15 protein-coding genes and 1 riboswitch are annotated in these 14,170 nt (G+C 62.1%); of the genes, 13 read left to right on the top strand and 2 right to left on the bottom strand.

What is annotated here, in order from left to right:
• Window positions 1-93: 93 nt before the first annotated feature.
• Window positions 94-168: riboswitch (cyclic di-GMP riboswitch) on the top strand.
• Between the two features lie 71 nt (window positions 169-239).
• A complete protein-coding gene (locus BR24_RS03470) occupies window positions 240-1,250 on the top strand; it encodes an HD-GYP domain-containing protein (protein WP_496540112.1) in 1,011 nt (336 codons plus the stop codon).
• Between the two features lie 329 nt (window positions 1,251-1,579).
• Here BR24_RS03470 and BR24_RS03465 read toward each other — a convergent pair whose 3' ends face one another.
• Both BR24_RS03465 and BR24_RS03460 read right to left on the bottom strand, forming a co-directional pair.
• Window positions 1,580-2,332, bottom strand: coding sequence for a M48 family metallopeptidase (locus BR24_RS03465; RefSeq protein ID WP_496540111.1), 753 nt, complete (start codon window positions 2,330-2,332; stop codon window positions 1,580-1,582).
• 1 nt (window position 2,333) lies between these two features.
• Entirely contained in the window at window positions 2,334-2,762 is a 429-nt protein-coding gene (locus tag BR24_RS03460; protein ID WP_496540110.1) for a 2-thiouracil desulfurase family protein, read from the bottom strand.
• A gap of 118 nt (window positions 2,763-2,880) precedes the next feature.
• Between BR24_RS03460 and BR24_RS03455 the strand changes: the two genes are divergently transcribed.
• The 12 genes from BR24_RS03455 (at window position 2,881) to BR24_RS03400 (ending at window position 14,168) form a co-directional block, all read left to right on the top strand.
• Window positions 2,881-4,035, top strand: a complete 1,155-nt coding sequence (locus BR24_RS03455; RefSeq protein WP_496540109.1) for an MFS transporter — start codon at window positions 2,881-2,883, stop codon at window positions 4,033-4,035.
• A 71-nt stretch (window positions 4,036-4,106) separates the two neighbouring features.
• Window positions 4,107-4,628 carry a chemotaxis protein CheD gene (locus BR24_RS03450; RefSeq protein WP_496540108.1) on the top strand — a complete coding sequence of 174 codons (522 nt, stop codon included), beginning with the start codon at window positions 4,107-4,109 and terminating at the stop codon, window positions 4,626-4,628.
• Window positions 4,629-4,659: 31 nt separating this feature from the next.
• Window positions 4,660-5,424 carry an acetolactate decarboxylase gene (budA, locus tag BR24_RS03445; protein ID WP_496540107.1) on the top strand — a complete coding sequence of 255 codons (765 nt, stop codon included), beginning with the start codon at window positions 4,660-4,662 and terminating at the stop codon, window positions 5,422-5,424.
• The gene (locus BR24_RS03440; RefSeq protein WP_496540106.1) at window positions 5,421-5,750 is read left to right on the top strand and encodes an Hpt domain-containing protein; all 330 of its coding nucleotides are present in this window, start codon (window positions 5,421-5,423) and stop codon (window positions 5,748-5,750) included. Before budA ends, BR24_RS03440 begins: the two co-directional genes overlap by 4 nt.
• A gap of 3 nt (window positions 5,751-5,753) precedes the next feature.
• On the top strand, window positions 5,754-6,710 hold the full coding sequence (locus BR24_RS03435) for a glycosyltransferase family protein (protein ID WP_496540105.1): 957 nt from the start codon (window positions 5,754-5,756) through the stop codon (window positions 6,708-6,710).
• 56 nt (window positions 6,711-6,766) lie between these two features.
• Complete coding sequence (locus BR24_RS03430; protein WP_496540104.1) at window positions 6,767-7,441, top strand: AMIN domain-containing protein; 675 nt, start codon at window positions 6,767-6,769, stop codon at window positions 7,439-7,441.
• 137 nt (window positions 7,442-7,578) lie between these two features.
• Window positions 7,579-8,337, top strand: coding sequence for a phosphate ABC transporter ATP-binding protein PstB (gene pstB / locus BR24_RS03425; protein WP_496540103.1), 759 nt, complete (start codon window positions 7,579-7,581; stop codon window positions 8,335-8,337).
• A 21-nt stretch (window positions 8,338-8,358) separates the two neighbouring features.
• Entirely contained in the window at window positions 8,359-9,024 is a 666-nt protein-coding gene (phoU, locus tag BR24_RS03420) for a phosphate signaling complex protein PhoU (RefSeq protein WP_496540102.1), read from the top strand.
• 330 nt (window positions 9,025-9,354) lie between these two features.
• Entirely contained in the window at window positions 9,355-11,094 is a 1,740-nt protein-coding gene (locus BR24_RS03415; RefSeq protein ID WP_496540101.1) for a 30S ribosomal protein S1, read from the top strand.
• Window positions 11,095-11,100: 6 nt separating this feature from the next.
• Window positions 11,101-11,973 (top strand): signal peptide peptidase SppA, encoded by an 873-nt coding sequence (gene sppA / locus BR24_RS03410; protein ID WP_496540100.1) that lies wholly within the window; start codon window positions 11,101-11,103, stop codon window positions 11,971-11,973.
• An 82-nt stretch (window positions 11,974-12,055) separates the two neighbouring features.
• Complete coding sequence (locus BR24_RS03405; RefSeq protein WP_496540099.1) at window positions 12,056-12,805, top strand: MBL fold metallo-hydrolase; 750 nt, start codon at window positions 12,056-12,058, stop codon at window positions 12,803-12,805.
• Between the two features lie 25 nt (window positions 12,806-12,830).
• Window positions 12,831-14,168: a tetratricopeptide repeat protein gene (locus BR24_RS03400; protein ID WP_496540098.1), complete on the top strand. Its 1,338-nt coding sequence runs from the start codon at window positions 12,831-12,833 to the stop codon at window positions 14,166-14,168.
• Window positions 14,169-14,170: the final 2 nt, after the last annotated feature.

The following is a 14,170-nucleotide window of genomic DNA, read 5'->3' as shown; positions in this document are numbered from 1 at the left end:
CGCGGGGTCTCCGTCCGTGGACGGAGACCCCTTTTTCGTTCATCCTGCGGCGACTTTACAAATCAGGGCCTTCGGTATAGAGGTTCTTTTCGCGTCAGAAAATGCCAAACCCGCCGCGAGGCGGGGACGGAAAGCCACGGGTCTCAAGCAGACGGCCGGGTTGCCGGGACGCCCTTCGGTCCGATTCGGATCTCATCACCTCCGGCACAGGTTCGTCTGCCGCCCGTTCGGGAGCGGCCATGAGCGGCAGCAGGGACATATCCAGACAGGACGGCAGGCCCTCCTTTCCAAACGGAAAGGGGCTGGTGCCAATCTCTCCGCACGTGCTCTCTCCTTCCACGGTCGGGGCCTTTTCCGTCTATCTCATTCAGGATGACAAGCCCGTGCTGTACGCGACCAAGGGCGAATGCTTCACGCCTCGCCACAGGCAGCGTCTGGCGGACCTCGACGTGGAGCTGCTGTACATCGTTCCTTCCGAGCGTCAGGCCTATGTGGACTTTGTCAGGGAGAACCTCACCGCGCTGCTTGATGACGAGAGCATCCCGTGCAGAGAGCGGGCAAAATTCTTCTGTGAGGCCACCACCGCTCTTGCGCGCGACGCCTTCGACCGCTCCCTGCCCAACCCCGGCGGCGTGGTCCGGTTCCGCAGAATCCAGACCCTCATTAGCGACGGTTCCCACTTCTTCACCGGCCCGGAGGGCGTGCGGGAGATTTTCCGTCTGGTCTCCGAAAACGAAGATCTGTACGCCCACGGCGTGGGCTGCATGGTACTTACCGCCAGCCTGCTGTCGCGTTTTTCGCCGAACGACAGAGAGCTGCTCACCGCCTGCTCCATGGGAGCGCTCATGCACGACGTGGGAAAGCTGGAGCTGCCGGAACACGTCCTGAAGACCGCACCCGATGAGCTGAACCACCACGACACGGAGCTGCTCCGGTCGCATCCGGCGCTCGGCGTAAGCGTGTGCTCCACCCTGCCGCTGCCGCAGGAGAGCCTGCACTGCATTCTCTTTCACCACGAGCTGGAGGACGGGTCGGGCTACCCGACACGGGCCAGAGGGGAGATGATCCCCTTTTACGCGCGCATCGTCTCCCTGTGTAATTATTATGAAAGTTTGATCCGCGAAAAGCCCTGGCGCCGGGCGCTATCAGCGCGTGAGGCGCTTTGCCGCATTCGCGATCAAGGCGGGAAGTTCGACCCGACGATGGTCGAGCTGCTTGAAGGAGTGGTCACCCGCTCCGGCATGGTTTGAAGGCGGCGCCCCTCGGGGCGCCGCCACTTCTTACAGAACCGTTCGTGTTCGCCTTTTACCACGGCGAAAGAGCCGTTCCTGCGAGCACAGTGTTGCTGAGGACGTGCCGCAATATGCCTCGCCGGGCAATTCACATGATTTGTTCTCAGGGTGCGGCCGGGCTGACCAACAGCCTTCCGGACGCCGCCACATCTTCGGCGCTGGCGGCGTTGTTCTGCGGCAGGCTGTCCTTCCGTGCAACGGCCTCGGCGGTCTGGCACTCTTTCGGATTGCATCAGGATGATTCACGGGCAGTTTGTCCGAATGAACACGGCACAAGCCCGGATGCATCACGTGCAATCTACCGGGAACACCCCTTCGGCCGTCTTCGTCGTTGAACCATCGTTCATCCAGGCGGGAACGAAGCCCATGCCATGGCTGAGACGTGACTCCAGCTTCTGGTAGTCCGGCTCAAACCGCTCCACCAGTCGCCAGTAGGATTTGGAGTGATTGGGATGCTTCAAGTGACAAAGTTCATGGACCATCAGGTGCCGCAACAGCTCAGGGGACAGGAACAGCGCCTTGCAGTTGAGGCTGATGCGCCCACGCGACGAGCAGCTGCCCCAGCGACGGCTCTGACTGCGGATGGTCACGGAGTCGAAGGCAAGCCCAAGCTCCCCGGCCACGGCACGCAACATGGGCGGCAGGTGTTCGCGCGCCGTACGCCTGACGAACTCCCGCAGGCGTTCGAACATCGCATCTTCGGCCCCACCCGGGCCGGAAAGCATGATCGAGGCGGCGTTTCGGCGCAGACGGACCGCGCCCTCGCGCTCAACGCGGCGCACCTCGAACCCCAGCCCCACTCCCGGAAAATCAACACGGGAGGGCAACTCATGCGCCTCGGGCCATGGCGGGCGCCCCTGCTCCGCCATGGAGCGGACCGTATATTCGATCCACGCGCGCTTCTCGCGCAACACCTCTGACACCATGGATTCCGGCGCCCCCGACGGCAGCACCACCTGAAGCCCGGTGCCGGGAAGCAGCTTGACGATCACCCGCTTGGCCCGGGGATTCCTGCGGACGTAATACGGAAGCGAGGGCATCTCAGTCCCGCGTCTCGGCCGCCACCGGCTCTATGCCGGCACGGCGCAGGGCCCTCGCAAGAAATCCATCGCCGGGGATCAGCCTTCTCCGGAAGGACCCGTCGTAGATCATGCCGCAGCCGCAGGAAGGAGACCGCGGCTGAAGCAGAGCGGTCCGGCAGCCGGCGCGAACGGCCAGCTTGACGGCCTCCTGCGCTCCGCGACGAAAATTTTCCGTGAAGTCCGTTCCGCCTTCGTCGATCACCCTGTCTTCGCGAATCTCGACGGGATTGCGCGGCGTCGGCAGTCCGCCGAGCTGCTCGGGGCACACGGGGAGCGCCCGCCCCCGCTCCACCAGCCGCACCGCGTCGGGATGCTCGTTGTCGCCGCCGTCGTAACGGCACTTCACGCCCGCGAGGCAGGCGCTGACCAGTATCATTTCATCACTCATGAGAACTCCTTGAAGCCGCCGCTTTCAGGGCGCAAGGCCCGGCCGGGCAGTCGGCGGAACCTTACCCTTGATCAATGAGGGAATAAAGGCATATGTTCTGCACCCCCGAGGAGACCTCATGATTTCGGATCGCAGCAAACGAATGTACATCTTCCTGCTGGTGCTGACGCTCGGCGCACACGCCGCGTTTCAGGGCTGGCGGACGCTTCTGAACAACTTTGCCGTGGAAGTCGGCGGGCTCGGCGGCTTCGACATGGGCATCGTGCAGTCGCTCAGAGAGGTCCCCGGCTTTCTCGCGCTTCTGGTGGTGTACGTGCTGCTGATCGTCCGCGAACACCGGCTCGCCGCGCTCTCCGTCGGGGTCCTCGGCATCGGCGTGGCCATGACCGGCTTCATGCCTTCCACCGGGGGCATCATCTTCGCCACCCTCGTCATGAGTTTCGGCTTTCACTACTACGAAACCATGAACCAGTCCCTGACGCTGCAATACTTCGGACACACCGAAGCCCCGCTGGTGCTCGGCAAGCTACGCAGCTTCGCGGCCCTGACCAACATCCTCGTGGGCGGCGTCATCTTTGCCGCGGCATCCTTCACGGAGTACACTACCATGTTCGTCTGTGCGGGAGCCGTGGCCGTGCTCACCGGTATCTGGGCCTTCCTGCAGGACCCCACCCACAAAGAGATCGCCCCTCAGCAGAAGAAGCTGTTCCTGCGCAAGCGGTACTGGCTCTTCTACGTGCTGACGTTTCTCTCCGGAGGCCGCAGGCAGATATTCGTGGCCTTCGCCGTGTTCCTGCTGGTGGAGAAGTTCGGCTACTCCGTGCAGGAGGTGACGGTCCTGTTCGTGCTCAACAACGTCATCAACTGGTACGTGAACCCCCTCATCGGCCGCGCGGTGAACCGGTTCGGGGAGCGCAAGGTGCTCAGCCTCGAATACGGCGCGCTCGTGCTGGTGTTCACGGCCTACGCGCTGACCGACAGCCCGCTGGTGGCAGGAGCGCTGTACGTGCTGGACAACATCTTCTTCAACTTCGCCATCGCGGTGCGTACCTTCTATCAGAAGATAGCCGACCCCGGAGACATCGCCTCCGGCATGGCCATGGGCTTTACCATCAACCATATCGCGGCGGTGTTCATCCCCGCCATGGGCGGCCTGGCCTGGCTGGCCGACTACAGGGCGGTCTTCGCGGCCGCGGCGGTCATGGCCGCCATCTCCTTCGTACTGGTCCAGAAGATAGATTCGCAGGTGGCCAAAAATGCGCACAGCGGTTGACTTGCGGGCGACGCCGTGCTTGATTCGAGTGATCCGCATCCAAATTTTTTCATGATTTCCGGGCGAGCGTGATGCAGAAAAAAGAAGATTTCCCCAGCGTCTTTCTCCAGACTGGCGACTGCTATCTCGCCGTACAGCCCACCATGGTCACCACGGTGCTCGGCTCCTGCGTGGCCGTGACCATGACCCACCCGGGCAAGGGAATCGGCGCCATCTGTCACGCCTTCCTGCCGGACTCCCTCGAAGGCCGGCAGCGCGGCGAACGCGACCCGCAGATCTGCCGCTATGTGGACACCGCCATCTCCAACATGCTTCAGGGTATGAACAAGCTGCGCGTCCCCATCTCCGAGCTGCAGGTCAAGCTCTTCGGCGGCGCCTCGGGGCTTGCGGTGCGGCACACGGAGCACAGCACCTACAACGTGGGCCAGCGCAACGTGGACGCCGCCAAGAAGATGCTCTCCGACTGGGGGCTGCGCGTGGAAACCATGGACGTGGGCGGCAACCGGGGACGCAAGATTCACTACCTGACCCATTCGGGCGAAGTCTGGATGAAACGGCTCGCCGACCAGCCCCCGGCGCACCCCTCCGGCTGAGAACCGGATCCGCACCAAGGAGAACCCGGACATGAAACGCATAGCAATGCTCGCGGCGGTTCTGACGCTCATCGCGACATCCGCCCTCGCCGACGGCATATACCAGTACTCCACCATCGACGCCCTGCTCGCGGGCCGCTACGACGGCGACCTGAGTATGGAGCAACTGCTGAAGCGCGGCGGATTCGGGCTCGGGACCCTCAACGGCCTCGACGGCGAACTGGTGGTGCTCGACGGCAAGGCCTACCACGTGCAGGCAGGAGGCGAGGTCGTCCCCGCCGAGCCGAACGACCGGCCCCCCTTTGCCACGGTCACGCAGTTCGATGAAGACTCAATAGCCTCTCTGGACTCGGTGGCCGACCTCGGCTCGCTCAACAGGGCCATGCAGGACCGGCTGGTCTCCGAGAACTTCTTCCACGCCGTGCGCATCGAAGGCCGCTTCAACATGATCAAGACGCGCGCGATTCCCGCCCAGACCAAACCCTACAGGCCGCTCGCGGAGGTCATGAAGGATCAGGTCATCGTCAAGTTCACCGGGCGCGAAGGCACCCTCGTGGGCCTTTGGACGCCGGGCTTCATGAAGGGCGTCAACGTGCCCGGATTCCACTGGCACTTCCTCTCGGACGACGGCACCCGCGGCGGCCACGTGCTGGACGTGTCCTTCGACAAGCTCGTGGCGCGCATCGACGTGGAGCGTGAGTTCTCCATGACGCTGCCGGAGTTCCTCGACGGCGTGGACCTGACCCGCGACCGCACCGAGGCGTTGCACAAGGTTGAAAAGGACCCGGCCGAATGAGCGGCGGCGAAGATCGAACGCCCATCCGGGTTCGCGTCGACCCCATGCTGGAACCGATCATGGACCGGTACCTCGAGATTCGGCGACGCGAACAGAAGGATCTGGCCCAGGCGCTCGCCGAGGGGGACCTGACCCTCTTGGCCGAGATAGCCCACCGCATCAAGGGCTCTGCCGCCGCTTACGGGCTCAGGGAAGTGGACCGCAAGGCGCGCGAACTCGAAACGGCGGCAGGGGAGCAGGACACGGCGGCCTGCGCTGCCCTCATCCATGACCTCGACGACTACATGGAACGCCTCGTAGTGACCTTCGGCCGCAAATCGGAGTAACGCGTGAACATTCTCATGCTCGCCATCAACGACCCCGCAGGCACGGGCATCCAGTTCTGCCGGGCCGTGAACCGCCACACCGCGCACACCTGCCGCATCGTCACGCTGGAGACTCGGTATACCCACTCGTGGGAAAAGGACCTGCACGTCCCGGACCTGAACGACAACGGCCTTGCCGAACTGGAGGCGCTCCTTCGCACCAGCGACATCCTGCATTTCCACATGACCGCGGACGAGTTCACCCGCTTCGGGCCGTTCCTGCCCGCCGATCATCTGGCGGGCAAGGCCGTCGTGCACCACCATCACGGCCACCACGATTTTCGCTCGGCTCCGGATACATTTCGGGAGAAGTACTCCCGGCTGGGTCGCCGGAACCTGTTGGTGAGCACTCCGGACCTGCTCCGGCTGCTGCCGGAGGCGCGCTGGCAGCCCAACCTCGTCCCGCTGGACGACCCCGGATTCACCCCTTCGGATGTCGACCCGCGTCAGGGGCCGCTCAAGGTGGCGCACTCCCCCACCCGCAAGGACCTCAAGAACACCGACGATCTGCTTGAGGCAGTGCGCGAGCTTTCGGAGCGAGGCGCGGAAATCGCGCTCGACCTCATCGACGACGTGCCAAACCGCGAATGTCTGGAGCGCAAGCGCCGCTGCCACGTGCTTTTCGACCACATGCAGGGATATTACGGCGTAAGCAGCCTCGAGGGCCTGTCGCAGGGGCTGGCCGTCGTCGCGGGGCTTGATGAATGGAACATGGAACGCATCCGGGAGTTCACGGGCGCCACCGACCTGCCGTGGGTCATCGCCCGGGACCGCGATTCGCTTCGCGACGCGCTTGCCGGGCTGGATGCGGATCGGGAACAGTGCGCACGGGTCGGCCGTCGGGCACGGGCGTTCATGGAGCGCTTCTGGAGCGACGCCCGCGTCGCAAAACATCTGGCTGCCTTCTGGGAAACCGTCTGAGCCGGTTTGCCAACCGCGCCCCCATGCGATAAGAACGGATATTGGAGACATACCCTATGGGCAACATCGGTCGCATACTCGCTTTCGTCATCACCGCCGCCGCAGCCGCGGGCGTCATCATCGTGGGTTCGGAGAACTCCGGAGACGCCGAGCGGATGGCGGCCTCGGAAATCCGCAGGCCGGTCGATCCGAACGTGGTTGTCGCGGAGGACCGCATCATTTCGGAAACCGATGCGGACACCGTTTCGGAAGAAGCGAACGCCACGACGCCAGAGCCGGCTCTTACCGAAGCGGAACCCGAAACGCAGGCGAAAGAGGCCCCCCCGGAGCCAGCCGCCGGAAATGCGCGTAAAGCGGAAACGGCCGAAGCGGAAAGCGCCCGGAAGCCCGCGTCCGGAGAAACAGCGGCGGCCCGTGTAATAACGGACTTCTCGCTGGTGCAGGAGGACGGCGGGTTCACGCTCAATGTGATCGGGGCGTCGCCCTCCGCCAGGGTAAAGTGGTTCACGCTGGAGTCCCCGAAGCGGTTCGTCATCGACCTCGCGGGCAGCTGGGACATCCGCGGGGAAAACGTGTTCCGTGTCGACTCGGGGCCGGTACGCCATGTGGTCGCCGGAGTACACTCCGACAAGGTGCGCTTCGTCGTGCATTACAGGGAGGACGCGGTCATGCCGGGAAGTGCCCCGGATGCTGGGGGACAGGAGGGAGTGCTCAGGCTGACCGTGCGCTGAGCGCCCGGGAACAAAGGGTTTTGCTCCGTCGCTCAAATGTAACAAACGGGTCATTGCCGTGTAACCGGGGCAGAGTAGCCGTACTGAGTTCCGGGATCTGCCGGAAAACAGACAACGAATCCGAACGGAGTGGCATTATGGGCAACGCGAAGGTGACTTCCACGAATCTGGATTTCTATTATTCCGACTTCAAGGCGTTGGAAGACATCACCATGGACTTTGAAGAGAACCGTGTAACGGCTCTGATCGGTCCCTCCGGCTGCGGCAAAAGTACCTTCCTGCGGTGCATCAATAGAATGAACGACCTCATTCCGGGAACCCGCGTCGAAGGGAAGATGACCCTCGACGGCGAAGACATTTACGCTCCCGGCCTCGACGTGGTCTCGCTGCGCAGACGCATCGGCATGGTCTTCCAGAAGCCGAACCCCTTCCCCAAGACCATTGCGGAGAACGTCGCCTACGGCCTGCGGGTCAACGGCATCAAGGACCGCGCCTTCATCGACGAACGTGTGGAAGAGAGTCTCAAGGGCGCCGCGCTCTGGGATGAAGTCAAGGACCGGCTGAACACCTCGGCGCTGGGCCTTTCCGGCGGACAGCAGCAGCGCCTGTGCATTGCGCGCGCTCTGGCCGTGGAGCCCGAAGTGCTGCTCATGGACGAACCCGCCTCCGCGCTCGACCCCATCGCCACGCAGAAGATCGAAGACCTGATCCACGAACTGAAGAAGAACTTCACCATCATCATCGTGACGCACAGCATGCAGCAGGCCGCACGCGTGTCGGACCGCACCGCCTTCTTCTACATGGGCAGGCTCATCGAGGTCGACAGCACCAAGCAGATGTTCACCAAACCCAAGAACAAGCAGACCGAAGACTACATCACCGGCCGGTTCGGTTAGGTCGCACACCGGGAGAGCACTATGGAACAAAGAGCGCATTTCACCCACAAGCTGGAAGAACTCAAACTCATGGTTCTTCGCATGGCGGCCCTCGCGGAGTCCGCGGTGCACAAGTCGATCAAGGCATACCTCGAAGGGGACGCTGACCTTGCCGAGGAGGTCATCAAGGGCGACACCGCCATCAACGACCTCGAGGACGAGATCGACAAGTTCAACCTCGAACTGCTCGCGCTGGACCAGCCCATGGCCGTGGATCTTCGGGTCATCGTCGGCACCATGCGGATCACCGTGAACCTCGAGCGTCTCGGCGACGAGGCCGTGAACCTCTCGCACCGGGCCATGTTCCTGAGTTCGCGTCCGCCGCTCCCCTTCAACCCCAAGATGGAGAAGCTGGCCGACACCGCCAAGGGCATGCTCGCCGACTCGCTCAAGTCATTCGTGGACAACGACGTCCGCCTTGCCGAGCAGGTCTGCCGCACCGACGACAAGGCCGACGAACTCACCGTGCAGCTGCTCAAGGAGTTCATCAACGACATGGTCACCGAGTCCCGCATCGTGGAGCGCGGGGTGCACGCCATCATCGGCGCGAGACACCTCGAACGCGTCGGCGACCTGGCGACCAACATCGCCGAGACCGTCGGCTTCATCGTGGAAGGCGACAGCATGAAGCACAATTGCCGGGGATAAGCCTCCGCAATATGTGAAACCTTTTCAGACCGGCGCCGTCCCCAGCGGGGTGGCGCCGGTCTTTTCGCGCCCGACATGGAAACCCCATCGAAGAAGAGACGCCCGAAAGCTGTTTACAGGTGGTGCGATTTCCGTTAAGGGTGATAGCTCTCATAAGCTTTTCTCGGCGAGAAAGGCCTGTGAAACACAAGGCATAACGGCCGCGGACAGGCTCTGAGCCAATCCGACAGAAACGAACCCGGCACCTCGGACCGGACGTCACGACTGGAGGAAGTCCCTGCCAAAATATATATATGCGAAATTCGTCCGAGGCTGTTGTTGGAGGTAACAATGGAAAAGAACAATGAAATCGAATCCCCTGAAATGGAAATGAACTTCGAGGCCGCCCTCGAGGATTATCTCAATTCCGACTTCGGGGAACTTGACGAAGGCACCATCGTTAACGGTGAAGTCGTCAAGGTGGACAAAAACCACGTGCTCGTGGACGTGAACTTCAAGTCCGAGGGACAGATCCCCACTGCCGAGTTCACTGACGCCGAAGGCAACCTGACCGTCGAAGTCGGCGACAAGGTTGACGTTTTCGTGGTTCACAAAGACGAAGGTGAAGGCTCCATCAACCTGTCCCGCGAGCGGGCCAAGCGGATGCAGCTTTTCGATAAACTGGAGGAACTCCAGGAGCAGGATGGCGTGGTCCCCGGCCGCATCATCCGTCGTATCAAGGGCGGCTACACCGTGGACCTCGGCGGCGTCGAGGCATTCCTGCCCGGCTCCCACGTGGACCTGCGCCCCGTTCCCGACATGGACGCCCTCGTCGATCAGAGCTTCGACTTCAAGATCCTCAAGATCAACCGTCGTCGCAGCAACGTCATCGTCTCCCGCCGCGTGCTGCTCGAAGAACAGCGCGCCGAGCAGCGTGAAAAGCTGCTCGAAACCCTCGAAGAGGGCCAGGTCGTGGAAGGCAAGGTCAAGAACATCACCGAATACGGCGTGTTCATCGACCTCGGCGGCCTCGACGGCCTGCTGCACATCACGGACATGTCCTGGAAGCGCATCAAGCATCCCAAGGAAATGGTCCAGCTGGGCGACGATCTCGAACTGAAGATTCTCAACTTCGACAAGGAAGGCCAGAAGGTCTCCCTCGGCCTCAAGCAGCTCGTTCCCGACCCGTGGGAAAACATCGCCGAGAAGTACCCCGAGGAAAGCAGGCACGTCGGTACGGTCACCAATCTGGCCGACTACGGCGCGTTTGTTGAACTCGAGTCCGGCGTGGAAGGCCTCGTGCACATCTCCGAGATGAGCTGGACCCGCAAACTGCGTCACCCCTCCCAGATGGTGAAGGTGGGCGACGAAGTGAATGTCATCGTTCTCGGCGTGGACCAGGACAAGAAGCGCATCTCCCTGGGCATGAAGCAGGTCAACCCGAACCCGTGGGACGTGGTGGCCGAGAAGTACCCCGAAGGTACCGTCCTCGAAGGCTCCATCAAGAACATCACCGAGTTCGGCGTGTTCATCGGCATCGAGGAAGGCATCGACGGCCTCATCCACGTGTCCGACATCTCCTGGACCAAGAAGATCCGCCACCCGTCGGAAGTCTACAAGACCGGTGACGTGGTGCAGGCCAAGGTCCTCACCGTGGACAAGGAAAACGAGAAGTTCACCCTCGGCGTCAAGCAGCTGGCCGAAGATCCCTGGACTCAGGTCCCGGGCAAGTACCCTGTCGGACAGCTGGTGAACGGTACCGTCACCAACATCACCGACTTCGGTTTGTTCGTGGAAGTCGAAGAAGGCATCGAAGGTCTGGTGCACGTCTCCGAGATCTCTCGCAAGAAGGTCAAGAGCCCGTCCGAGATCTACAAGGAAGGCGAGACCATCGAAGCGAAGGTCATCCACGTCTCCGCCGACGAACGCCGTCTGGGCCTGTCCATCAAGCAGACCACCGAAGAAGAGCCCGCTCCCGCGCGCAAGCCCGCCAGCAAGACCTACGGCGGAACCACCGACTCCGGTGCTCCGACCCTGGGCGACCTGCTGCGCGAAAAGCTTGAAGAAGTCGCCGGAGAGGCTGACGAGTAAGACTGAATGGAAAAACGCCTGCGTTTCTCGCAGCGGCACCCCTTCCTTTTCGGGGTGAGCCTGATAATAATGGCCGTGGCCCTCGTAACGGGGGCCATGGCCCTTTTCCGTAGTGCGGAATCCGGCGCTTTCGCCGGTGAGCGCCTTGGAGAACTCCGCGTGAACGGCGTGATTATGGATTCCGCCGACATGGTGGACTTCGCACGCAAGCTCCGCGAGGACGACACCGTCAAGGGCGTCCTGCTTCGCGTCAACTCTCCCGGCGGTGCCGTGGCCCCGTCTCAGGAGCTGTATCAGGCCGTCAAGGCACTGGCCGACGTCAAGCCGGTGGTCGCTTCCTTCTCCACCGTCGCCGCCAGCGGCGGCTACTACGCCTCCGCTCCCGCCACCAAAATATACGCCAACCCCGGTTCCCTCACCGCCAGCATCGGCGTGAAGGTCGAGTTCGTTACCCTGCGCGACGCACTTGAAAAGCTCGGCATCACTCCCGAGGTGCTTACCACGGGACGCTTCAAGGCCTCCGGCACCCCGCTCAAGGAGCTGACTCCGGCGCAGCGGCAGCAACTGCAAAGCGTCATCGACGACCTGCACGACCAGTTCGTGGGGGACGTGGCAACAGCTCGCGGCATGAAGCGCGAGCAGGTGGCCTCCATCGCCGACGGACGGGCCGTGACGGGAAGGCAGGCGATGGCCTACGGGCTTGTGGACGCACTGGGCAGCCGGGAGCACGCCATCCGCGAGCTCAAGCGGTTGGCGGGACTGGAAGGGCCGGTTCCCCTCGAAAGCGGCCCAAAGGTCGAAGAACCGCTGCTCAAGGAGCTGCTTGGGGTCAACCTCTCGTTTGATTCCCTCGTCTCCGGCTGGAAGATTTCTTACTGATTCACAATATAACTGTGGTGACTCTGTCTCACCGTTAAGGTAACCTCTGTTCGATCCGTTCAAGCCGAACATGGGAGACCTCATGCGCTGTACGTTTGCGGGCGTCGGGGAAGCCTTTGACGAGACGCTTCCCAACACATCGATCCTGCTGGAGTCCGAAGCCGCTGCCATTCTGCTCGACTGCGGATTTACCGCTGCCCCGGCTTTCTGGAGGTATGCAGACGATCCGCTCGCACTTGACGCTGTCTGGATAAGTCACTTTCACGCCGATCACTGGTTCGGGCTTCCATGGCTGGTGGCCCGCATGAACGAGGAAGGTCGGTCGCGCCTGCTGACGCTCATCGGGCGCGAGGGCATCCGTCGCCGTGTCGAGTGGCTTCTGGATTCGGCCTACCCCGGCTTACGCGACAGGCTCGGTTTCGAGCTGCGCTACAAGCAGGCCTCGGCCGGCGGCTCCGATTCGGTGGAAGGCTTTCGCCTACGGTACGCCCGCAGCGGCCACTCCATCGAGAGTCTCTCCATCCGGGTGGAACGTGACGGAAAAAGTGTCTTCTATTCCGGCGACGGCGCTCCAACCGAAGAAAGCGTCGAACTCGCGAGGAGTTGTGACCTTCTGGTTCAGGAGTCGTATATGTTGACTGGCCCTGTGGACGGACATGGGTCGGTGGAGGATGCGATAGCGATGGCTAAGCGTGCGCAGACCGGAAGACTCGCGCTCGTTCACCTCAACAGACGATTGACCGCCGAGCGGATGCGGGACGTCGAATCAAAACTGTCCGAATCCGGAATAGACGGCTTCGTGCCGCGTCCGGGTGACAGCGTGGACGCCTGAAGGGTCCGGTCCACAGGAGCAATGCATGGCTGACAAACGATACGATGCCGTTGTTTTCGACTACTTCGAAAAGGAAAGCGGCAATATAGTCCTTCTGACCGAGGACCCGCTATTCTTCAAAACACTGAGGTCGACGGTCGTCAAGACAATCGGCACCAAGCGGGACTGCCTCTTCCATGTCCAGAACACAGGCCCCGCGGCCAAGGCCATCAAGGCGCTCATGGAGCGCAAGATGCCCGTGGTCGTCTGCGTGGAGCGCATGGTTCAGGGCAAACCCAGCACCGACTTCATTCTGGCGCTGAAGAACATGTACCCCGACATCCGCATCATAGTGCTCATCGGCGAGACGCGGCGGGAGAACATCGCCTACTTCTACGAGATCGGCGTGAACAACGTCATCTCCAAGCCCGCTTCAGTGAACAACATCATTGAAAAACTGGCCTTTACCATCAAGCCGCAGGGCAAACTCTCGGAGCTGATGCACACCGGCAAGCTGCTGTTGGATCAGGGCAAGCACAAGGAAGCGCTCGGCATCTGCGCCAAGATTCTCAAGCTCAAGCCCGGCAGCCCCGCCGCGCTGATGCTCACCGGTGACATCTACCTCGACATAGACAAGCGCGACAAGGCGCTGGAAGCATACATGGCCGCACACGAAAGCTCGCGGTTGTACCTTGAGCCCATCAAGAAGCTGGCGAACTTCTACAAGGGTCATGATCAGGAGCAATACCTCTCATATCTCAAGAAGCTCGACCGCCTTAGCCCGCTGAATACGGAGCGCAAATGCGAGATCGGCGCGGTGCATGTGGAGCGCGAGGAGTTGGACCGGGCCGAAAAGTACTTCGACCAGGCCATCGACACCGCCACCAAGGAGGCCATGAGCCTCGTGGCCGGAGTCGCCGACCGCGTCGCCACCTCCGTCTCCAAGGTCTCGCCGCGGATGAGCGAAAAGTACCTCGTCAAGGTGCTGGACCTCAAGGGCGACAGCCTCAGCAAGGACGACATCGGCACCTTCAACCGCCTCGGCATAGCCCTGCGCAGTCAGGGAAAATGGCGCGAAGCCATCGAGAACTACGAACGCGCGCTCACCATCTCCCCCAACGACGAAGGTCTGTACTACAACATGGGCCTCGCCTATCACGACGGCGGCCAGCGGGGACAGGGGATCGAGGCCATGGAGAAGGCGCTGAACATCAACCCCGATTTTTACAAGGAAAAGGAAGGCGTCAGTCTGAACATCGGCAACATGTACGTTGAGCTTCGCCGCTACAACGACGCACGCCCGTTCTTTGAAGAGGCGGCGCGCATCAACCCGAAGGGGCGAGGAGCCAAAAAGCTCCAGGCACTTCAGAAGGTGCTGACCTGATC

This window comes from Pseudodesulfovibrio halophilus DSM 5663, from assembly GCF_059568665.1.
Note: the sequence above shows the minus strand (reverse complement) of the source record. Positions and strands in the feature narration are given on the sequence as shown.